The organism is Neorhizobium fuzhouense (assembly GCF_042611105.1).
GTDB classification, from domain to species: domain Bacteria; phylum Pseudomonadota; class Alphaproteobacteria; order Rhizobiales; family Rhizobiaceae; genus Neorhizobium; species Neorhizobium galegae_A.
Genome location: NZ_JBHFFP010000019.1, coordinates 1 through 21,542, shown reverse-complemented (window position 1 = coordinate 21,542; position 21,542 = coordinate 1). Strand labels below are relative to the sequence as shown.

Annotated in this window: 19 protein-coding genes; 9 read left to right on the top strand and 10 right to left on the bottom strand. The window is 60.1% G+C overall.

Going from position 1 to position 21,542, the window contains the following annotated elements:
* The first annotated feature begins 22 nt into the window (after positions 1–22).
* The 4 genes from ACEXP3_RS23200 to ACEXP3_RS23185 all read left to right on the top strand — a co-directional run bounded on the left by ACEXP3_RS23200 (position 23) and on the right by ACEXP3_RS23185 (position 4,325).
* A complete protein-coding gene (locus ACEXP3_RS23200) occupies positions 23–1,450 on the top strand; it encodes a lipopolysaccharide biosynthesis protein (protein WP_377299563.1) in 1,428 nt (475 codons plus the stop codon).
* Between the two features lie 85 nt (positions 1,451–1,535).
* Complete coding sequence (locus ACEXP3_RS23195) at positions 1,536–2,759, top strand: GNAT family N-acetyltransferase (protein WP_377299580.1); 1,224 nt, start codon at positions 1,536–1,538, stop codon at positions 2,757–2,759.
* Positions 2,760–2,947: 188 nt separating this feature from the next.
* Complete coding sequence (locus ACEXP3_RS23190) at positions 2,948–3,148, top strand: hypothetical protein (protein WP_210105698.1); 201 nt, start codon at positions 2,948–2,950, stop codon at positions 3,146–3,148.
* Between the two features lie 157 nt (positions 3,149–3,305).
* Positions 3,306–4,325 carry an acyltransferase family protein gene (locus tag ACEXP3_RS23185; RefSeq protein WP_377299562.1) on the top strand — a complete coding sequence of 340 codons (1,020 nt, stop codon included), beginning with the start codon at positions 3,306–3,308 and terminating at the stop codon, positions 4,323–4,325.
* A gap of 119 nt (positions 4,326–4,444) precedes the next feature.
* Here the strand turns inward: ACEXP3_RS23185 and ACEXP3_RS23180 are convergent, their stop codons facing one another.
* The 5 genes from ACEXP3_RS23180 to ACEXP3_RS23160 all read right to left on the bottom strand — a co-directional run bounded on the left by ACEXP3_RS23180 (position 4,445) and on the right by ACEXP3_RS23160 (position 11,045).
* Positions 4,445–6,361, bottom strand: a complete 1,917-nt coding sequence (locus ACEXP3_RS23180; RefSeq protein ID WP_377299561.1) for a methyl-accepting chemotaxis protein — start codon at positions 6,359–6,361, stop codon at positions 4,445–4,447.
* 708 nt (positions 6,362–7,069) lie between these two features.
* The gene (locus ACEXP3_RS23175; protein WP_377299560.1) at positions 7,070–8,092 is read right to left on the bottom strand and encodes an NADP-dependent oxidoreductase; all 1,023 of its coding nucleotides are present in this window, start codon (positions 8,090–8,092) and stop codon (positions 7,070–7,072) included.
* A gap of 77 nt (positions 8,093–8,169) precedes the next feature.
* Positions 8,170–8,994 (bottom strand): oxidoreductase, encoded by an 825-nt coding sequence (locus tag ACEXP3_RS23170; protein WP_377299559.1) that lies wholly within the window; start codon positions 8,992–8,994, stop codon positions 8,170–8,172.
* A 113-nt stretch (positions 8,995–9,107) separates the two neighbouring features.
* Complete coding sequence (locus ACEXP3_RS23165; protein WP_377299558.1) at positions 9,108–10,202, bottom strand: alkene reductase; 1,095 nt, start codon at positions 10,200–10,202, stop codon at positions 9,108–9,110.
* Positions 10,203–10,256: 54 nt separating this feature from the next.
* Positions 10,257–11,045 (bottom strand): SDR family NAD(P)-dependent oxidoreductase, encoded by a 789-nt coding sequence (locus ACEXP3_RS23160; RefSeq protein ID WP_377299557.1) that lies wholly within the window; start codon positions 11,043–11,045, stop codon positions 10,257–10,259.
* Between the two features lie 112 nt (positions 11,046–11,157).
* Between ACEXP3_RS23160 and ACEXP3_RS23155 the strand changes: the two genes are divergently transcribed.
* The gene (locus tag ACEXP3_RS23155; protein ID WP_377299556.1) at positions 11,158–11,706 is read left to right on the top strand and encodes a TetR/AcrR family transcriptional regulator; all 549 of its coding nucleotides are present in this window, start codon (positions 11,158–11,160) and stop codon (positions 11,704–11,706) included.
* A gap of 420 nt (positions 11,707–12,126) precedes the next feature.
* On the opposite strand, the gene ACEXP3_RS23150 is transcribed toward ACEXP3_RS23155, so the two are convergent.
* Genes ACEXP3_RS23150 through ACEXP3_RS23140 form a run of 3 tightly spaced genes read right to left on the bottom strand, consistent with a single transcriptional unit; the run spans position 12,127 to position 13,898 of the window.
* Entirely contained in the window at positions 12,127–12,435 is a 309-nt protein-coding gene (locus tag ACEXP3_RS23150; protein WP_377299555.1) for a YciI family protein, read from the bottom strand.
* Between the two features lie 21 nt (positions 12,436–12,456).
* A complete protein-coding gene (locus ACEXP3_RS23145; RefSeq protein ID WP_377299554.1) occupies positions 12,457–13,122 on the bottom strand; it encodes an FMN-dependent NADH-azoreductase in 666 nt (221 codons plus the stop codon).
* Complete coding sequence (locus ACEXP3_RS23140) at positions 13,119–13,898, bottom strand: alpha/beta fold hydrolase (RefSeq protein WP_377299553.1); 780 nt, start codon at positions 13,896–13,898, stop codon at positions 13,119–13,121. The genes ACEXP3_RS23145 and ACEXP3_RS23140 overlap by 4 nt, the downstream gene beginning before the upstream one ends.
* Before the next feature lie 135 nt (positions 13,899–14,033).
* Here ACEXP3_RS23140 and ACEXP3_RS23135 point away from each other — a divergent pair, with 135 nt between their 5' ends.
* Positions 14,034–15,089 (top strand): GlxA family transcriptional regulator, encoded by a 1,056-nt coding sequence (locus ACEXP3_RS23135; protein WP_377299552.1) that lies wholly within the window; start codon positions 14,034–14,036, stop codon positions 15,087–15,089.
* Between the two features lie 268 nt (positions 15,090–15,357).
* Here the strand turns inward: ACEXP3_RS23135 and ACEXP3_RS23130 are convergent, their stop codons facing one another.
* Positions 15,358–15,990, bottom strand: coding sequence for a tyrosine-type recombinase/integrase (locus ACEXP3_RS23130; protein ID WP_377299551.1), 633 nt, complete (start codon positions 15,988–15,990; stop codon positions 15,358–15,360).
* A 439-nt stretch (positions 15,991–16,429) separates the two neighbouring features.
* On the opposite strand from ACEXP3_RS23130, the gene ACEXP3_RS23125 reads away from it, so the two are divergent.
* Positions 16,430–17,221 carry an SDR family NAD(P)-dependent oxidoreductase gene (locus ACEXP3_RS23125; RefSeq protein WP_377299550.1) on the top strand — a complete coding sequence of 264 codons (792 nt, stop codon included), beginning with the start codon at positions 16,430–16,432 and terminating at the stop codon, positions 17,219–17,221.
* On the opposite strand, the gene ACEXP3_RS23120 is transcribed toward ACEXP3_RS23125, so the two are convergent.
* Complete coding sequence (locus tag ACEXP3_RS23120) at positions 17,202–19,868, bottom strand: ATP-binding protein (RefSeq protein WP_377299549.1); 2,667 nt, start codon at positions 19,866–19,868, stop codon at positions 17,202–17,204. The genes ACEXP3_RS23125 and ACEXP3_RS23120 overlap by 20 nt on opposite strands.
* Before the next feature lie 188 nt (positions 19,869–20,056).
* Between ACEXP3_RS23120 and ACEXP3_RS23115 the strand changes: the two genes are divergently transcribed.
* Both ACEXP3_RS23115 and ACEXP3_RS23110 read left to right on the top strand, forming a co-directional pair.
* Entirely contained in the window at positions 20,057–20,977 is a 921-nt protein-coding gene (locus tag ACEXP3_RS23115; RefSeq protein ID WP_210103455.1) for an alpha/beta fold hydrolase, read from the top strand.
* Positions 20,978–21,054: 77 nt separating this feature from the next.
* Positions 21,055–21,542: isochorismatase family protein (locus ACEXP3_RS23110; protein WP_377299548.1), on the top strand; the 488-nt coding region annotated here is incomplete at its 3' end.

The following is a 21,542-nucleotide window of genomic DNA, read 5'->3' as shown; positions in this document are numbered from 1 at the left end:
GCCCGAGCAGAACGTGCCCTTCATGACGGTCATCGACACAGCGCAGAAACTGCTGCCGCTCAGCGTAAAGACGCGGCTGTCACCCGTGCTGCGTGGTCTGGAGCCGATCCTTGCCGGCAGCGATGAGACAGCACGCGCCCAACGCATGGCCCTCATTGCCTTTTTCATCCGTGTTCTCAGCGCCGCCATCGCCTTTGTCGCCCAGATCGTCATGGCGCGACTGATGGGCGAGTTCGATTACGGCATCTTTGCCTTCGTCTGGGTGCTGGTCGTGGTCTTCGGCAATCTCTCCTGCCTTGGCTTCCACACCACCGTCATCCGCTTCCTGCCGCAGCATCAGGCACGGGGTGAAGATGACCTGGTCCGCGGCCTCAACTGGTCGGCGCGGGTCTTTGCACTTCTATCGGCAAGCCTGCTGGCAGGTGTCGGCTTTGCCTTCCTTGCCCTTTTCGACAATGCCGTCGCGGATTACTGGCGCATACCGGTGTTTCTCGGGCTGTTTACCCTGCCGATGATCGCCCTTGGCGACGTTCTGGAAGGCACGGCCCGCGCCAATGGCTGGGCGGTGATGGCGCTCAGCCCCACCTATATCATCCGCCCGCTGCTGATCCTTGCGTTGATGGTGCTTGCCATCCGGCTTGGCGAACCGCGCACTGCAACAACCGCAATGACGGCGGCTCTTGCCGCAACCTACCTCACGACGCTCGTCCAGTTCATCCGCGTCACCCTTCGTCTGCGCCGCCATCTCGGCTCCGGTGCCCTGGCCTTTGACGTCCGCCCCTGGACGCGCTTTGCGCTTCCCCTTTTCCTGGTCGATGGTATCGGCTTCCTGCTCACCAATTCCGATGTGGTGGTGGTGGGGCTCTACCTGCCGCCGGACCAGGTGGCGATCTATTATGCGGCGGCCAAGACCATCGCGCTGGTGCAGTTCGTGTATTTTTCCGTCAAGGCCGCCGCCGCACCCGGCTTTTCCGCCATCATGGCGACCGGTGACAGGGGCGAGCTTGCCACATTCGCGGGACAGGCGGCCCGGTGGAGTTTCTGGCCGGCGCTTGCCGTCGGTCTTGGCGTGGCAGCCCTTGGCCATTTGCTGCTGCAGATGTTCGGGCCGGCCTTTTCGCAGGGCTACCCGCTGATGCTGGTGCTGCTCTGCGGCATTCTGGCGAAAGCCAGTGTCGGGCCGGGCGAAGTCCTGCTCAACATGGCGGGACGGCAGTCGCTCTGCGTGATGCTTTACGGCACCGTGCTTGCCGCCTGCATCATCCTCAACATCGCCCTCATCCCGCCTCTCGGCCTGCTGGGGGCTGCAACGGCGACCGCCTCTGCCATGCTCCTTGAGGCGATCTTGCTGCATATCGCAGTGCGCCACACGCTCGGCATCGTGATTTTCGCCTTTGCACGACCAATCAACGCGCGGCTTCAACAGGAAAGGCCGGACGATCATGGCTGAGCATCTGCCGCTGACGAAACCTCTGTTAGAGGCAGCGCCAAACACGGCAACGTCCTTGGCACAAGGCATGCCTGCATCCTCCAAAATGGCTGCGCCGCAACGACGGCTGGATAGTCCCGCAGCAGCGATCACCATCGACACCGCGCGTGTCGGTCGCACGCTTGCCATCTATCCAGGCCATATGGGCTACGAGTTGGAGGAGGAACTCGATTTCCTGTCCAACCGGGTCATGGAGCCAAACGTCTTCTTTTCCGGCCGCCTGCTTGCCCCTGCGATGCCGCGTGTCGAAGACCGACAGGTCCAGCTGGCGCTCATCCGCGACGAGCGGGAGCGCTCCAGCCGCATGCGCCTTCTCATGCCATTTTCCGTCGAAAAGCCCGGCTTTGCCCTTGGCGCGCCGATCCTTCGCGCCTGGGCGAACCCGTTCGGGCCGCTGGGCACGCCGCTCGTCGATGCCGAGGGCGCGGCTGAAACACTCGACAACCTTCTCGATGCCTTAGGGCGCCGGGACGCCGGGCTGCCGAAGGTTCTGGTTCTGCCGGATCTGAGACTCAACGGCCGTTTTGCCCAGCTGATCCGGGCCGTCGCCGTTGGCCGCAACCTGCCGGTCACCGTCACCGGCACCTATCAGCGCCCGATGCTGCACAGCGAACTGGATGGCGAGGCCTATCTGAAACAGGCGCTGTCGCCGCACCACCTGCGCGACATGCGGCGCCAGTGGCGCCGACTCTCGGCCACGGGAAGCCTGACCCATGAGGTTGCCCGCCAGCCGGCGGATATCCGACGCGGCACGGAAGAGTTTCTCGCCCTGGAAGCCAGCGGATGGAAGGGACGCAAGCGCTCCGCTCTGATCAATGACCGGTACCACGCAGCCTTTGCGCGTGAAGCCATCGGCAACCTTGCCGAAGTGGATGCCGTGCGCATCCATACGCTGAACCTTAATGGCCGCGCCATCGCCTCGCTCGTCGTCTTCCTGATGGCCGGCGACGCCTATACCTGGAAGACGGCGTATGATGAGGCCTATGCCGGCTTTTCTCCGGGCAAACTCCTGATGATGAAGCTCACGGAATGGCATCTGGACGATGCCAATATCACCCGCTCCGACAGTTGTGCGGCATCCGACCATCCGATCATGAGCCGCTTCTGGCGCGAGCGCGAAGCCATGGGCACGCTGGTGATCGGCCTGCAGGAGAGCCTCGACCGCGACACCCGCCAGGTGGCAACCCAGCTGCACCTTTACCGCAATACCCGCTCCGTGGCCCGCCTGCTGCGCGAAAAGATTCTCGGATTGCGGATCCGTGACGAATGATCCTGTGGCGTTGGCGGCGCAGCCTCAGCACTTTAACGGTTTTTGCAGGTCATTCTGATATCGAAATGCCATCGCCTGAACCGCGCGCACGCGAGCCGGCATCTCCCGCTATCGGCATGGTGTGCGAAGGCAAGCCGGCAGCATAAATTCTGCCGGAAATTTATAAGACGACAGCTTGAGGATACACCATGAGGGACCTGATCAGCTTCAAGAACACCCACGATCAGCAGATCTATATCAACCCGCAGCACGTGGTCTATGTCGCCCGGTTCGAGGATCAGGTCACGGTCGTTGCCCTTGCCATTCCCCATAACGGCAGCCACTTCCAGTTCTACGTCCGCGGCACGGCCGAACAGGTACGCCAGAAACTTCTGGGCGCGCAGAGCTGACGGAATGAAGAAGGAGCGCATTTGGACGCTCCTGCCATGATCCGCAGGTTCATGGACCCGGGACCGGGACGCACCAACATAACTGACCGGTAGACGATGCGCGTTTGCTCTGCCACAAGCGCAAGCAGATGATACATCCACCCTCCGGAGGACGATCTTGTCGGGAGCACGCATCGCAGCGCTGGACGGGTTACGCGGAATGGCGGCACTGACCGTGCTGCTTTCTCACCTGTCAAACTTGACGCAACTCGTTCAACCTCTTGGCAACGGTGCCGGGCAGCTTGGCGTGATGCTCTTTTTTGCTCTCTCCGGCTTCCTCATGGCGCACAACCACGCGGGCGAGCCTTTGGATTGGCAGCATGCGGGTAGATATGCAACTCGGCGCGCCGCAAGAATATTACCATTGTATGTCTTGGTGATCGTTGTCGCGTTCGTTTTCGGTCTCGTGACAGAAAATCAACTCTACGGGTATAACGTCACGACCGGCAACCTTTTGTCGCATCTCATGTTCATAAGGGGAGATGGCATCATCTGGACGGTGCCTGTTGAGATCCAGTTCTATGTGCTGTTCCTCATCATATGGGCTCTGTCTCATATGCCGATCGCAATATACACCCTGACAATTGCAGCGGTCATACTGAGCCTGTCGGTCTCGGCGGATGCCCTGCCAACGCTTATCAGATGTCTTCCTTATTTCCTGTTCGGCGTGACCATCCGGCTGATCAGCCCTCCTTCGAAGAAAGTTGCCGGCCCGCTCTTTATGGGAGCACTCACCCTCTACTGGCTTTCACTGCCCCAGATGCGGCCGCTGTTTGGCTTTGAACCGCCAGCCCTTTTGGATACCTGGCGTGATCCCTTGTGCATGATCGTGGTCTGTACCCTCATATGGTGCGCTCAAAGTTCTTCGGCTGCAGAGCGCCTGTTCGGAAACTCTGTTACGCGCTGGTTGGGAGATATCTCCTTCTCCCTTTATCTGCTTCATTCGCCGCTCATCGGCTTCCTGGCATGGGCAGGCACACCATCATGGGCAGTCTGGCTCCTTGGAATTTCAGGTGCCGTATGGATCGCTGCGATGTCACACGTGTTCATCGAGCGGCCCGGTGGCCGCCTGATCAGGACCGTCCTCTTGCCCCCGAAGAAAGATCATCCCGCGCAAAGGCGACAAGGACGAGATTGAATCTTCCGGGGACCAAAGCCAACGCCCCGCGTTAGTAGAACCCGCCGCACGGACGGAATGTCACGTCGAAATGCATAAGAAAGCTGCGGGGCAGACAGCATCCGCCCCGCAGCCGTTGATCAGAACTCTTCCCAGCTCTCGGCCGTCGCGGCAGATCCGCCACCCAGGCTGCGGGAGATCTTGTTGACCAGCTTGCGCGCAGGCGAGGCGACCGGAGCCTGACGGACAGAGGGCGAAACGGCTGCCACGCGCCCGCTGGAAACCCCTCCTTCGAGCTGGAAGCGCCCGACGAACTGGCGCAGCTTGTCGGCTTCACTGGCAAGCTTCGTTGTGGCAGCGGTTGCCTCTTCCACCATGGCGGCGTTCTGCTGCGTCGTCTGGTCCATCTGGTTGACGGCCGTGTTGACTTCGGCAAGACCGACCGACTGTTCCTTCGCAGAGGTCGCAATCGCATCCAGCTGCGTGTTGATCGACACCACGTGCTCCTCGATCACCTTCAGCGCTTCGCCGGTCGCCGTGACCAGCTTGACGCCGCTTTCCACTTCACCGGCCGAGGTGCGAATGAGATCCTTGATTTCCTTGGCCGCCTGGGCGGAACGCTGCGCCAGTTCGCGCACCTCCTGGGCAACGACGGCAAAGCCCTTGCCGGCTTCCCCGGCGCGCGCCGCTTCCACGCCGGCATTCAAGGCGAGAAGGTTGGTCTGGAAGGCGATTTCATCGATGACGCCGATGATCGAGGAGATCTGGTTCGAAGACTGCTCGATGCGCTGCATCGCATTGACGGCGCTGGCCACAACCTCGCCGGACTGGCGAGCCGACTTGTTGGCGTCCATGGCGACAGCGCGGGCCTCTTCGGTGCGTTTGGCCGAATTCGTCACGTTTGCGGTGATTTGATCAAGAGCCGCTGCCGTTTCCTCGAGCGAAGCTGCCTGCTGCTCCGTGCGCCGCGAAAGGTCATTGGCACTGCCACTCAGTTCACGCGAACCCGCGTCGATTGCGCCGGTCGAGATCGAAACCTCGTGGAGCGTCTCGCGCAATTGCGCGACAGCCGTGTTGAAGTCGTGGCGCAGCCCCTCGAAATCGGTGGCAAACGGCCGTGACAAGGTGAAGGTGAGGTTGCCGTTGGAAAGGTTCTTCAAGCCTTCGGCCAGACCGGCTGTTGCTTCGGCCATGGCCGCGGCCCGGGCCTGCTCGGCTTCCGCGACACGCGCGCGTTCCGCTTCGGACGAAGTTCTCGACTCGGCTGCCTGGCGATCACTTTCCAGCTTGCTGATGGCGGTCTGGCGGAATGTTTCGACGGCTGCGGCCATATCGCCCAGCTCGTCCTTGCGCCCGCGGCCGGGCACCTCCACGTTGTTCTGGCCCTTCACAAGCACCAGCATGCAGGCATTCAGATTGCGCAGCGGCTTGACGAGGGAGCGGTTAAGAACGAGCAGGCCGGCGATCGACAGAAGCAGCATGACAATACCGCCGATCAAGGCAGACGCTTGAGCCATCTCGGCAGCATCATCGGCTGCGGCCTTGCGGGTTCCCAGCAGCGACAGTTCCGCGTCGGCCAGTTCCTTCACCTTGGCCCGGATGCCATCCATCGACGTCTTGCCGGCACCCGAAATCTCGACCTGGCGGGCCTTGTCCCAGGTGGACGGGTCCTTCATCCATTCCATTTCCGGCTTCACGACCTTGGCAGCCCAGGTTTCGGCAAGGGAAGCCACATCCTTGAGACGAGCCTGCTGGGCAGGATTGTCCGCCGTCAGTTGCTGGGCCTCGGCGAGATTCTGCTTGAAGGCTTTTTCGCCGGCGATCTGCGGCTCGAGGAATTTCGGATCCCCTCCAATTAGGTAGCCTCTCATCCCGGTTTCCTGGTCCACCATGGCAGACATCATGTTGGAGACCTTGGACAGGACGACATGCGTATGGTCCGTCATATCGGCATTCTGCGCCTGAACGGAGCTGGAGCGGTAGCTGACGAATGCAACCACCAGGCTCACCGCAATCAGACTGATGATGGCGGTCGAAATCTTGGTTATGATTTTCATATTGTCGAAGATCATCATTTGATATTCCATATGAGTGTCTGTGGCGTGGCGCGGAAAGCGCCGGCTCCTTATCCGCACGCATTCTAAAATATCATATGTTACTGCCGGTTAAGGCCGTGCTTACTTTCACGGTTTCGGACTAGCAGATCTCATCGTGCATAAATCATGGTGTCCTGTCGCAGGAGTTGCCTGACGCGCCCTTTCAACCCGGAATTTGCACGCAATAGATGAACCTCGCTGCAGTTGTTACGAGGCAGAGCTCACGGCGGGAAAACGAGACGCGAGCGACCGGCTGCGTGCAAGGAACGGCCGGTGATTCCAGGCCGCAAGCGCATAGTTCTAGTCAGCCTGGATTGGGAGAAAAACCGACAGCGGTGCCCCGTGCGGTCATAGAGTACGTCTGGAATTTCAGGCGCTTGAGCATCCCTCACCGGCGTACCGTGGCTGTTGATTTAGTTCGATGATCTGCGCAACCTACCGCACTTGAGATTATCATCGAGCGCAACGCAGGACTATTAATGGTTCTCGATCAAACCAGACGTCGACCGAAAGCCCTATCGCGACCATAAGCCTATGCCTTCGATACAACGGCCACCGACAATACACTTCACTGCATCGGCTTGATTGTCGCTATAGGGGCCGTGAGGAGACAGTCCGCTCGGGTCCTTTCAGCAACGGAAGCGGACATTATGCTTTGAATGAAGCAGACTATAACTGAACTGGCGACTGTTGCGAAACGGCGACGACAACCTTCCCCTTGGCGCGCCCGGTTTCGACATAGGCCAAGGCTTCCGCCGTCTGCGCGAAAGGAAACACCTTGTCCACGACAGGGCGGATCACACCCGCATCGAGCAGCTTGGCGATCTCGCCCAGTTGCTGTCCATCCGCGCGCATGAAGAGGAAGGAATAATCGACGCCCCGGCTCTTTGCCTTCTTCAGAATGCTGCGGCTGAGCATTCGCATCACGAAACGGAAAAAGAGGTTCAGCTTCAGCGATTTGGCAAAAGGGACGTCCGGTGGTCCGGAGATGGAGATCAGCCTACCGCCGGGCTTCAGCACGTTGACCGACTTGGCCAGTGTCTTGGCATCCTGGCTGTTGAGCACCAGGTCGTAACCGGACAGTACCTGCTCGAAGTCCTGCTTTTTATAGTCGATCACCACATCTGCGCCGAGGCCTTTCACAAGCTCGATGTTCGCCGTACTGGTGGTGGTAGCAACTGTCGCGCCGAGATGTTTGGCAAGCTGGATTGCAAATGTGCCGACACCGCCAGAACCTGCCTGAATGAACACCTTCTGGCCAGGCTTGAGCTTGCCCACCTCGACGAGCGCCTGCCAGGCGGTCAGTCCGACCAGCGGGATCGAGGCGGCCTGCTCCATGGAGAGGCTTATCGGCTTCAGCGCGAGATCTGCGGCATCGACCGCAATCATTTCCGCGAAGGTACCGGCGCGGCCGTCACGCGGGCGAGCAAACACCTCATCGCCTGCCTTGAACTGTCGAACATTGGCGCCGACGCGGATAACCGTTCCTGCGAGATCGTGGCCGAGAATGAAAGGTGGACGATAGGGCAGGAACAGCTTGAATTCACCATCACGCACCTTGGAATCCAGAAGGTTGATCGCGGTGGCCTGTATGCGAACCAGCACATCATTGGCGCCGATGACGGGATCAGGCATGTCGGCCAGCCGTAGCGGGGCCTTTTTCTTGTATTTGTCGACGACGAAGGCTTTCACGGGTTCTCTCCGGGGTAAAACGTTTTCAGGGTGTGGCAGCCAGGAAAGCCAGGGCTTTCGGTGATGACATCACAATCTCAGGCGATGTTGAACTGCTTGCGCAAAATGCGATCGAACAACGCGCGTGGCAGGAACCGTCTGGCAAACGCCGTCTGTCGGGCATCTCGTCCTGAGGGGTAGCGGAGCTTTGGCTTCCTGGCCTGCGCTGCGGCAAGAATGGTCGCAGCGACATCATCTGCCGTGTCGCCGCCTGCCATGGCTTTGGCAAAAGCGGCCTGATACCGGGCAAATGTCTCGCGATAGACCGCAACCGGACGATCACCCTGCGGGGAATTGGCTTCGATAGATGTCTTTGTCGCCCATGGCTCGATCACCGCGACACGGATGCCGAACGGTCGCACCTCATGGTCGAGGGATTCGGAATAGCCCTCGATCGCGTGCTTGCTCGCCGTATAGTGGGCACCGAAGGGGCCGGGAATGAGACCCACGACCGAACCGATGTTCAGGATTCGTCCCTTGCCCTGCTGGCGCATGATCGGCAGGACTTCGTTCGTGACCCGAACGACGCCGAGGAAATTGGTGTCGAACAGTGCAAGAACCTGTTCGATTGAGCTTTCCTCTGCCGCGCCGGAGATCGCATAGCCCGCATTGTTAACAAGGAGGTCAATGCGACCGAGTTCGGCATGGGCAAGCGCCACGGCCGCGGCCACGGAATCGTCCGATGTCACGTCGCAGGCGATCATGCGGATGCCGTCGCGGACCTCGCCGGGTGCCGCCTTGCGACTGGTGCCGATCACCCGGTAACCGGCCCGGCTGAGCGCCAATGCCGCCGCTTTGCCGATGCCGCTTGAGGCACCGGTCACGAATGCAGTCTTCTGTCCTGTTGATGCGAAGGTTGCCATAACTGTGTTCTCGATTTGGCTTGCGACATCCGTCCGCGCAGCCTTGGGAATTGTCAGGGATTGATGGTGATCGGCATGATGGGGCCGCACCGAGGCGAGGCCCCCGTGATGGCTCAATTACCGGACGTTGTTTCGCTCAAGCGCGGATAGTCGGTATAACCCGCAGCGCCGCCGCCATAGATCGTGGCAGGATCAATCTGGTTCAGAGGTGCGCCGAGTTGCAGATGTTCGACCAGATCGGGATTGGCGATGAACGGACGACCGAAAGCGATGAGATCCGCCTTGCCCTCGGCTATATGCGACGTCGCGAGTTTGAGATCATAGCCGTTGTTGGCGATATACGTCTTGCTGAACCGCTTGCGCAGCAAGCCATAATCAAACGGAGCGACATCGCGCGGTCCGCCGGTGGCACCTTCGACGACATGGATATAGGCGATTCCGAGCGCATCAAGCTGGTCGACGATATAGTCGTACTGCGTTTGGGGATCGCTGCTGGAAATCCCATTGGCAGGCGAGACCGGCGAAATCCGGATACCGGTGCGCTCCGGCCCGATTTCCTGCGCCACCGCAGCGGTCACTTCGAGCATCAGGCGGGCGCGGTTTTCCACAGATCCGCCATAGGCATCAGTGCGGACATTGGCGCCGTCCTTTGCGAACTGCTCTAGCAGATAGCCGTTGGCGCCATGAACCTCGACACCATCGAAACCAGCCTTGATGGCATTGGCGGCAGCCTTGCGGAAGTCGTCGACGACGCCCGGAAGCTCATCAAGCTCAAGGGCACGCGGCTCGGACACATCAGCGAACCCGTTGTTCACGAACGTCTTGGTCGCGGCACGGATCGCTGAGGGTGCGACCGGTGCGTCACCGCCAAGTAGATCGACATGACTGATGCGACCAACATGCCAGAGCTGAACGAATATCCGTCCGCCCTTGGCATGAACCGCGTCTGTCACCCTCTTCCAGCCTGCGACTTGCTCCGGTGTGTAGAGCCCTGGCGTATCCTGATAGCCCTGTGCCTGCCTGGACACCTGTGTGGCTTCGGTGATGATAAGTCCGGCGCTGGCGCGCTGGGCATAATATTCCGCAGCAAGTTCGCTCGGGACAAGGCCCGCACCCGCGCGATTGCGCGTGAGGGGCGCCATGACGGCCCGGTTGGAAAGAGTGACAGAGCCGAGAGTGTAGGGCTCGAAAAGCTTGGTCTTGGTCATAATATACCTGCGAAACTTCTATTTATTGGCGTGGTTTCATCGATGTCGGAAAGCTCACGCAGTCGTGCGATAGCGTTCAGCGGGAAGTGCATTGACGAGATTGCCGAGCATGGACTTGCGCGCGCCATCAAGCGCGTCCCACTGGCTGCCGTCGTGCAGCGGCGGGATGGTCACCGGCTCGCGGCGGTCGAAGCCGACGAGAGCGGCATCGACCAGATCGCCCACTTCCATGACGTTGCTCATGGCGTTCACGTCGGCGCCGACGTGATCCCAGATCTCGGTGCGGGTCGTGGCAGGAAGGACGGCCTGGATGTAGACGCCCTTGGGCCCGAGTTCATGCGCAAGCCCCTGCGACAGGAACAGCACAAAGGCCTTGGTCGCGCCATACACGGTCATGCCGAATTCCGGAGCAAGCCCAACGACCGAACCGATGTTGATGATCGCGCCTTCGCCTGCATTGGCAAGACGGGGAGCAATAGCGCCGGCAAGGCGGACGAGTGCGGTGGCATTGAGCGCAATAAGCCGGGTCATGTCGTCGACGCTCTGCTCGACAAAGCTTTTGCCGATCGCCGTTCCGGCATTGTTGACGAGAATGCCGATGCGGACATCGTCGCGCAGCCTGGTCTCGACCTTTGCCAGATCCTCAGCCTTGGTGAGATCGGCCGGGAGGATGTCGATGGCGACGCCGGTTTCCTGTCGCAGACGGCTCGCAAGCGCCTCCATGCGCACCACGTCTCGAGCGACCAGCACGAGATCATGGCCTCGACGCGCGAAGCGATCGGCATAGGTTGCGCCAATGCCCGTGGAGGCGCCGGTGATCAGGACTGCGGGAAACTGACTCATTTGGATTGCTCTTTTCTAAGGTTGATCCTATATTCATGACGATCATCATGATTGAATTTAAATATGATCGTCATCATGTAAATGTCAATGGCCAGCGCGGAGAATTTTGAAAATGAAAGTCAGCCGAGAACAGATGGCGGAGAACCGTCGGCGGATCCTGGACGTCGCAAGCCGCTTGTTTAAGGATAAGGGGTTCGATGCGGTCAGCGTCGCTGAGGTCATGAAGGCCGCAGGCATGACCCATGGCGGCTTCTATGGCCACTTCACATCGAAAGACGATCTCGTCGCGCAGACGCTGGCGCATGCGCTTGCGGCCGACAGTTTTGGGGACGGCGAGTTCAGCGGCTTCGTCCGCTCCTATCTGGCGCCCCGCCATCGGGACAATCCCGGCAATGGATGCCCGACTGCAGGACTCGCCGCGGCCATTCGCCACCAGACGCCTGCAGCCAAAGCTGCCATGGCCGAGGGACTGCGCACCCAGATCGCACGCCTTGAGCATGCGCTTCCAGATCAGGGCTCAGCGGACGCCCGCCGTGCAGCGATCGGAAGCTGGGCGGCCATGGTCGGAGCAGTCATCCTAGCCAGGTCCATCGATGATCCTGAATTGTCGGACGAGGTTCTTGAGCAGACGCGCGCCTGGATCGACGCCAATGTCGGTTAGGGGCATCAGAAGGTGCGCAGTATGATGCCCCTGATCGACTTTCGCTGGGAGGGAACGATCAAACCTTAGGTAGCCGCGCGAAAGGGCCCGCAGAAGCGGAATTGTTTTCCGCAAGGGCACTGTAAGCGAAATGACGGTCTCCAGAACTCAGCAACCCGAAGTCGCTGTAGTTTTAAGCCTAGACCGTAGGAGTCAGCGAAGCGGACATCCCTTGCCTTTTCCCCTTCCTCGTTGTGTAGAGGACAATCTGACGGCCCAAGAGACAGGAGAAAAAGCTGAAGTTAGCGCGAAGATGCTGATCGGAGCCAATCGAGATCCAGAATAGCAGGGGAACTGCCCTCTTTGACGGATTTGCGCAAAGGGGCTCAAAAGCCTCCTGACCGTCCGGCCAGGAAGCTGTTCTTTTGCCGCGGAACAGTGCTAGAAAGCCTTTGCCTCGGGTGCCCATTGGGCCGAGAAAGCTTCATTCCGGACCACAGGATTGCATTCCGAGATCTCAAATCTCGCGAGCTTCAGCACGTCGAATGGATCTTCGGCAATCATTGCTTCGATCGTTTCGATCCTCTCGGCGAACGCCAGAATGAACCCTGCCTTTCCGCCTTCCAATGGCCCGGCAAACAGGATCGTTCCCGCCTTGATGTAACGGGCGAGCCAGCCCTTGTGCGGATCGAGCTGAGCTTGAATATCTTCGATGGGACGGATGTATGTGAGCTTGATGGCGTACAGCATGATGCTTGTTCCTTGGATCGTTCAGGCAGAGGCGAGCGCGGAGGCGATGGCGGCTTTGGCAGAGGCGATGCCCTTCTGACGGATTTCTTCGCCGCGCGATGCGCCTTCAGCGCGAACAAAGCGAACGTCTTGAATGCCTAGGAAACCGAGGAAAGCCTTCAGGTAGCTTTCCTGAAAATCCAACTGGGCCAAAGGACCTTCGAGGTAGAAGCCGCCCCGGGCAGACGCGATGATCACACGCTTGCCACCTGCAAGACCGATCGGCCCGGTCTCGGTGTATTTGAAGGTCTTGCCGGGCTGAGCGATCCGGTCCAGCCAGGCCTTCAGTTGGGTCGGGACAGAGAAGTTATACATCGGCGCACCGATGATGATCACGTCACTTGCAAGGAACTGCGCGACCAGACGATCCGAAATCTCCTTTTCGTGAAGCGCCGCAGCATCGAATTCTGCGGTAACATTGGGACGGAAGCCGGCGGCCACTGCTCCGTCCATATGTCCGACGGGATATTCGACGAGATCGAGATAGTCGATTTCGAGGTTTTCGTTGCCGGAGCGGATTTCGCCGATGATCGTCGCGGTGAGATCTCGTGTGATGGAGCTGGCGCCCAGAATGCTGGAGTCGATGTGAAGGATCTTCATGTCTTTCTCGCTATCGTTGACGTATGTGTTCTCAGTTCCGCGGCTCATTGTCCTGCCTCCCGAGCAGCCTGATCGATCAGATCGGCAACCGCATCAGGATGGGAGACGAGGGACATGTGGCTGGAAGAAATGGATGTGACGCGCGCACCGATCTGCTGGGCGATCGCTCGCTGGACCTGCGGGGGAAGCGCATTGTCGTTTTTTGTCTGCAGGTACCAGCTCGGTTTATCATGCCAAGCGGCATGGCTGATTTTGCCGGCGAAGGTCGCTGCTGCGATGGGCTGCTGGAGCGCCGCCAGTTCAGCCGCTTTGTCCTCTGAGACATCAGCCGCCATGACGTGGCGATAGGCCTTCGCGTCATCCAGCCAGATCAGCCCATCCGCATCCGCAGTAAGCCCTGCCATCGGCGCGTTCAGGCGGTTCAGAAGATCGCTGGCGGACTCGCCACTATCCGGCACCAGGGCCGAGAAGTAGACGAGGCCTTTTACGTTTGCGGCGTTGCCAGCCTCGGTGATGACAGCGCCCGCCCAGGAATGGCCCACAAGCAGCACATCGCCGGTCTGGCGGCGCAATACGCGATTGGTCGCAGCGACATCATCGGCGAGCGAGGTCAGCGGGTTCTGCACGGCCGCGACGCGATAGCCGCGGGCCTGAAGCCGTTTGATGACTGGTGCCCAACTGGATCCATCGGCAAAGGCGCCGTGGACGAGCACGATCGTACCGATGGCGTGACGTGCCGGGGCGGTCTTGGCTTCACTCGTCGACAGCGAAAATGCCAGGCCAAGCGAGGCGAGTAGACGGCCGGTGAAACCCGCCGACGTCATCCTAATTGCTGGCCTCCACGGGAAGCCGGTGGTCTTATACGTTGATATTTTCATCTGTTAGCGCCTTGATGCATTGTTGAGGCGAGTATACCTCTCCGCTGCCGCGTCCTTCAGATGGCAAAGTGGACATCCTTCATGCAAAACTCGCCAATCGATATGCCAACTCGCACCGTTAACGTCGCGGTGATCGCCGTCGAGGGAAGCCTGCTTTCGGCGATCGCTGGATTGTCGGATCTGTTCTGGATTACCAACCAGGCACTCCGGGCGCCGCCCGAGGGGACAGCAGCAGGGTTACCCGCGGAGACCCAGCATTATTTCAAGACGACGATCGTCAGCGCTGACGGGGTGTCGCCTCATGCCGCACAAGGCCGCCGTATTCCTGTCGACTGTTCGTTCGACAAACTCGGTCCATGCGATATCGCGCTCGTCGCCGGTATGGCATTGGGGCCCGATCGTCTTCCGCCGGTGTCCGATTCGATCGAGAAGGCGGCGGAATGGCTTTTGACCAGGCATAAGCAGGGCGCCCTTATCGGCGGGGCCTGCGCTGGAACGTTCATCGTCGGCGAAGCCGGGCTTCTTGATGGTCGACGCTGCACCACGACGTGGTGGCTGCATCACGCTTTCAAGCGGCGTTTCCCAAAGGCGCGACCGGTGTGGGGAACGGCAGTTGAGGAGCAGGATCGCGTGATTACCACAGGGGGGCCGTTATCATGGATCGACCTGGCACTGCACGTCATCAAGCGCACTGCCGGGCCAGAGACAGCCAAACTCGCGGCTGATGTATCGGTCGCCGACACGCTGTCGATTCCGCAGATGATCTACGCGCCGCGCGGTTACGTCAACGCAGCCGACCCTTTGCTGCTGCAGGCGGAAGAGATCATCCGTCATGCAAGTCCGGGGATGACGGCGGAAGCGCTCGCCAGCGCGCTGAATCTCAGCGAGCGGACACTGCACCGGCGGCTGAAGGAACTTACCAACGAGTCGCCAAAGGGCTTCATGACGCGAGTCAGGATCGAGATGGCCTGCGTGCTCCTCGAAACACCAGGAGCGAGCGTCAAGCAGGTGGCGCAGCAGTGCGGGTATGGCGATGAGACAGCGTTTCGGCGCGCCTTTATCCAGTTGACCGGCATGACGCCGGCCGACTACCGGCGCTGGGCGGTTGGGCGCCGTTTGCCAATCGGAGCAACGTGAGATTGAATAGAGGCGAAGGCTTCACAGATGAAAGCGCTGACGCGCTCTAAAGTTTTTGACGTCGCATTTTCTCGGCAACCAACGCATATGCCGATGTTTGCTTGATAGCGCGCAGAAATTATGATGCTTTTTTCGAAGTTAGGTCCGGTTTTGGGAACGTGATATCATCAAGTTCATGACCGAGATGACGGCGCAAAGCGGATCGAGTCCTTCGAGAGGCTCACGCAAGAATCTGGCGCGGCCTCGCAACATGCAGGGCCGCGCCCTTTTAGATTTCGGTCCGTTCGGCCAGTTCTAGTGCATCCTCAATGTCGACGCAGAGATACCTGACTGTGTTTTCGATCTTGGTATGGCCAAGCAGGATCTGGATCGCTCGAAGATTGCCAGTGGCCTTGTAGATCATGGCAGCCTTCGTTCGCCGCAGGGAATGCGTGCCGTAATCCTCCCGACGAAGCCCGATCGCTGTCACCCACTCATCGACCAGTCGGGCGTACTGCCGAGTGCTAAGATGATCTGCGTGGCCGACGCGGCTGGGAAAGGCATAGTCATCGACTGTTCCTCCCCTTCGTTGAAGCCAGGCAAGCAGACTAGCTCTGACCTCCGTCGTGATTTCGAACTGCACGGGTCGTCCAGTCTTCTGCTGGACGACCATCGCCCGAGTTCGAATGTCGTGGCCGGTGACAAGTGTCCCGATTTTCAGTTTTACCAGATCGCAGCCGCGGAGCTTGCTGTCGATGGCAAGATCGAAAAGCACCCGATCTCGCATTCTTCCTTCACGGTCCAGGAAGAAGCGGACTGCCCAGATCTGGCGCTGCTTCAGGGGCTTCTTGACGCCAACTTGCTTGCCTGCGTTCCAAGCCGGTCGACCCAGTGCGCCAGGATCATATTGTGAAATACCCATTTCAGTTCTCCTATGGTCACCATTGGCCACAGGGAGAACGCGCACCTTCGAGTTAGATGACGAGGCCGGGAGCGGACGGTCTGTCGCTAGAGTATGCTGAAGGTAAGCCGCCCTTCCGGACGTCAAAGAATGCCTGTCGGACCAGATGGCCCCGCTCGACCTCCACTCGCTCGATGCCGATCGCTGCACGGCGGAAGAAAGCGTCGGACTGCCTCATCCTTCCGCCCCAAGCTGCCTTTCGATCTTCACGGGCCGGAACGTTTAAAGCGGGGGCGCCGTTCACTACCGGATTTTTCAGGAATATTTCAGCCAGGCCTCAGGACTTTGTCTGCTGCACTTGTCAGGATAGCTGCGGATCGATCTCCATATTCGCCAGGCAAACAGATGTCGACTGCCGAAGACCTTCGATCTTCCCGCCTTTGAAACTGGATGACACAGCATGGACCTGAAACTTCAAGGAAAGACCGTCGTCGTGACGGGCGCCACCGGCGGCATCGGACTGGAGATTGCCCGGACGTTCTCAAAGGAAGGTGCGCTGGTCACCATTCCGGGCCGCTCGCAGCAGAAACTTGATGCGGCGATTGCCGATATCCTGGCATCCGGGGGAGCCGGCGTCAGCGGCGTGCTGGCCGATCCGGCGACAGAAGCGGGTGCCGCAGCCCTGGTGACCGCCGTGCCGGAGATAGATGTTCTGGTGAACAATCTCGGCATTTACGAGCCGAAGTCGTTCCAGGACATCAGCGACGCCGAATGGCGTCATATGTTCGAGGTGAATGTGATGAGCGGCGTCAGGCTGTCGCGCGCCTATACGCCCGGCATGCTCGCGCGCAACTGGGGTCGCGTCATATTCATTTCCAGTGAATCCGGCCTGATGACGCCGGGCGAAATGGTGCATTACGGCATGACGAAGACGGCGCAGCTTGCCGTCGCCCGTGGTCTCGCCATCACGGCGAAGGGAACGGGCGTCACGGTCAATTCCGTCATGCCCGGCCCGACCCGGTCAGACGGCATATTCGATTTCCTGCGCGGCCTTTCGACGGATCCGAATGCCACGGCTGACGAACTCGAAGCGGACTTCTTTCAACATCATCGCCCAAGCTCGCTGCTGCAAAGGCTGATCCATCCTGAAGAGATCGCCAGTCTCGTGGCTTATGTCGCAAGCCCGCTTGCATCCGCCACGAATGGTGCAGCGCTTCGCGCCGATGGGGGTGTCACGCCGACGATTGTCTGAGAGTTGCCTGCAGCCGCTCCCGCCAGAGGGTAGCCCCCTGCCGCTCTGACAGCGTCCTTGCCTCATCAAAGGTGTGCAAAACTGTCGAAGCAACGTCGGCGCCTTGCCCTGACAAGGCCAGGCCCTTTAAACGCATGAGGTCTGGGAGACACCAAACTTCCTTCGTTCGCGCCGCCCGCGCGATGGCGGCGTCGAGGGTCGCCAAACTCGCCGCGTAATCTTTGCCGGCCAGTTGCCCTGCGGCAAGCTCGCTCATAAGGCCACAGTGATACATGGAAAAGGGCATCGCGCGACTGTCGGAGAGAACAGATTGCAGCCGGCCGATGCCTGACTTCAGCGATCCCGTCCGAATGTCGAGGCAGGCCTGATAGGCGTGCGACCAGTTGAGCCATACCGACAGCCTGCTCGCCTGCGAGACGTCGGCGAGTTCCTGGATATAGAGCGCTGCGGCCTCATGATGGCCCTGGTCGAGCGCCAGCGGGATCGACGCCTGGGCCAGCGCATGGCAGATCGAATAGGTATGGTCGAGTTCAACAGCGCGTTCGAGCGCCTGTCTGGCAACATCAAGCGCGCGGGCAGTGTCGTTTCGCAGCCAGAGAACGCGCGCGTAGAAAGCAAGGCCGGCAACCCGCTGATCAAAATGGTAGCGGCTGGTCGGCGAATTGCTGACCGGCTCTTCATAGCCGTCGAAGAATTCCTCCAGCTCGGCCTGCGCCCGTGTCTGTTCGCCAACCACATGGTGCACGGCGCCGCGCGCCCGGCAGGCGATGAGCCTGTCCGTACTGCTGCCTGATCCATCGGCAACGCGCGTCAATTCCTCCGCGTAACGGAGAGCGTCCTCATTCAGTCCCGCGTTGACACTCGCGACAGCCAGCGCCCAAAGGGCTCTGACCTGCGCGACACCATCGGAGAGGTGTTTCGACTGAGCCAAACCTTGCGCCAAGGCCTCGCGGGTGGTTTGCGTCGAGCCGCGGACATAGAGAAGTGCACAGCCCCGCGCCACATTCAGCTTCATTGCATAGGGAAAGAGGTCCGGGTCAGGCCGGATACGCAGAGCTGCGGTCTCGGTGACATCCAGAAACTCTCTGACCAACGATAGATGCAGCCAGAGCGGTTCGGCGGCAACGACCAGTCTGACGCCCGTGTAAGGATCATTGCCCTCCCCAAAGGACCATTCCAAAGCCTGTCGCAGACCCGGCAGGTAAGGCTTGTATCGCTCGATCCATTGCGCCGTCAGGAGCTTATCAAGCTCGGCATCCGCCCGCTGGAAAATACCGAGCATGAGACCGGCGTGCCGGGCTGCGACAGTGGCATATTCGCCAGTTTCATCGAGGCGCGCGCGTGCATACTGGCGCATGGGCTCGAGTTGGTGAAACAAAGTGCCCTGTTCCGTCGTGGCGACGGTCAGCAGGGATTTCGACACCAAGGAGGACAATATGTTCACGAGCTTGGCCCGGGGCATGGCTGCGATTGCCACGGCCGCCTCCGTCGCAAACCCACCAGACAATAGACTGAGCGACCTGAAAACCATCTGTTCCGGCAGGGACAACAGGCGATAGCTCCACTCGATCGTGGCCTCCATCGTCTGCTGCCTGGGTTCAGTGGAGCGGCGGGAAACGCCGAGAATGGAAAGCGATGTGCGAAGTTCGTTGAGAACCTGCGTCACGCCCAGCGTTCGCGCGGCTGCCGCTGCCATTTCGATCGCCAGCGGAATGCCATCGACCTGCCGGCAAATCTCGACCAGCGGCGACAGATCCCTTTGAAGCGCCAAGGAGCCGCTCCCGGTCACGAATCGTTGCGTGAAAAGCTGCACCGCCGGTGATGTCAGGATCTCCTGCAGAGGCTGGTGGTTCCGCGGAAGGGCCAGGGCCGGTATGCGAATGATGCGCTCCCCATCGATCTGCAATGCCTCCCTGCTCGTGGCCAGAATTCGCACCCCCGGACACCCCGAGAGTAGATCAAGCGCTGTTGCTGCCACCGCATCCAGCAGATGCTCGCAATTGTCGAGCACGAGGAGGCACGTCTTGCCGGAGATGGCCTGCATCAGAGACCGCAGGTCGCTCGGATCGCTTGAACTGATGCCGAGAGCACCGGCAATCGCCGGCGAGACAAACCTTTCGTTATCGACCGGTGCCAGTTCGACCATCCAGATCCCATCCGGAAAGCCATCACGCAAGGCTGCGGCAGCAACCCGGGAAAGACGCGATTTTCCAATGCCGCCCGGGCCGATCAGCGTGACGAGCCGATGCTGGCTGAGCGCCGTGCAGATGTCCGCCTGCAGGTCATCCCTGGCAACGAGACTCGACAGATCGGACTTGAGATTGGACGGCGGCGGCAGGCGCGGCGCCTCCAGCTCCACAAGGCAGTACCCTTTTCCGGCCACGGTCTTGATCAGGTTCCGGTCGCTGCCGAGAGAGCGCCTCAGCGCATGGATTTGAGCCTCGATGGCATTGTCATTGACAATGCGCCCCTCCCAGACGCGATCGATCAATGCATCCTTCGTGACAATCGCACCTTTCGCCTCGACCAGGGCAACGAGAACATCGAAAGCCCTTCCGCCCAGGGAAATCACGTCGTGCCCGTTGACCAGGCAACGGCGTTCCCGGTCAATCAGGTAGCGGCCAAACATCAGAACGACCATCTCCATCGGTTGTCGCCGCTTGTTCCCCTAAGGGCTTGCTTTTCAGAAGTTTTAAGATCGCCATAAGGACTTCAACCTCCCCCCTCGTCAAGATGCAACCACGTCCTGAAGATGAACGGCTTCGGGGCCGCGGTGCCTTGCCGATCACGGCCAGCCAGTCCGCCGAGCACAATCCGACCTCCAGGAGTTGCCCCATGAAATTGCTTTCCGCTGTCGCCATCGGCGCCCTGCTCATTGCGGGCTCGGCCTTCGCAGACGTCCAGCCTTTTCCGAAAGACTTCGAAACGAAAATGATCAAGGTGAAGGACGCCGAGCTTTACGTGCGTGTGGGCGGCCACGGGCCAGCGGTCGTCCTTCTGCACGGATACGGCGAGACCGGAGACATGTGGGCGCCACTGGCGGCACGCCTTGCCGGCAAGCATACGGTAATCGCGCCGGACCTGCGCGGCATGGGTCTCTCGTCGCATCCGGCGGGCGGCTTTGACAAAGCCAATCAGGGTCATGACATTTCGGCGGTCCTCGACGCACTTCATGTCGAAAAATTTGATCTCGTCACCCATGACATCGGTAACATGGTAGGCTTTGCACTTGCCACGCAAAATCCCGGGCGCGTGACAAGCTTTACGCTGATGGATGCGCCGGTGCCAGGGGTCGGCCCCTGGGAAGACGTACTCAAGAACCCGCTGCTCTGGCATTTCCGCTTTGGCGGCCCCGACATGGAGCGGTTGGTCTCAGGACGCGAGCGGATTTACCTCGACCGGTTCTGGAACGAATTCTCCGCCGATCCGAAGCGCTTCGATGAAGCCTCGCGAAAGCACTATGCAAAACTCTACGCGCGGCCCGGCGCGATGCATTCCGGCTTCGCACAATTCGCAGCCTTCGACCAGGATGCCATCGATAACCGAGCCTGGCTGGCAAAGGGGGAAAAGCTCACCATGCCCGTGCTCGCCGTCGGTGGCGAGAAATCCTTCGGCACGATGATGGCAACGGTCATGCAGCCGGCCGCCGTCAATGTTCAAGGCGCGGTGATCAAGGCATCCGGCCATTGGCTGATGGAGGAGCAACCCGAGGCGACCGTCGATGTCATCGAGACATTCATCGACGGCAAGAAGTAGCAGCGGCTTCGGTCAGCGCGGTTCCGGCCGCCTGACGGTGCGCCATCCAATTTCCTCAAGGCCCAAGGTTTTCACCCATGACTTCCCCTGCCACAATCCGCAATCCGGTTGAGGATCACATGCTGACCCCGGACAACGCAGCCCTCGTCATCATCGATTTCCAGCCGGTACAGGTCGCCTCTATTGTCACGATGGAACGCCGCCAGTTGGTCGCCAACGTGGTGGCGGTCGCCAGAACCGCACAACTCTATGGACTGCCGATCGTCCTTTCGACGGTCAACGTAAAAACCGGTCGCAACCAGCCGACAATTCATCAGATCACCGAGGTCATTCCCGATGCCGTGCCGATCGACAGGACATCGATCAATGCCTGGGAGGATGTGGACTTTGCCAATGCCGTGCGGGCGACCGGGCGCCGCAAGCTGGTCATGGTGGCGCTCTGGACCGAAGTCTGTCTGGTTTTTCCGGCTCTTGATGCACTGAAAGACGGATTGGAGGTCTATCCCGTTGTCGATGCGGTTGCAGGAACCTCTCAATGCGCGCATGCTGCAGGTCTTGATCGGAT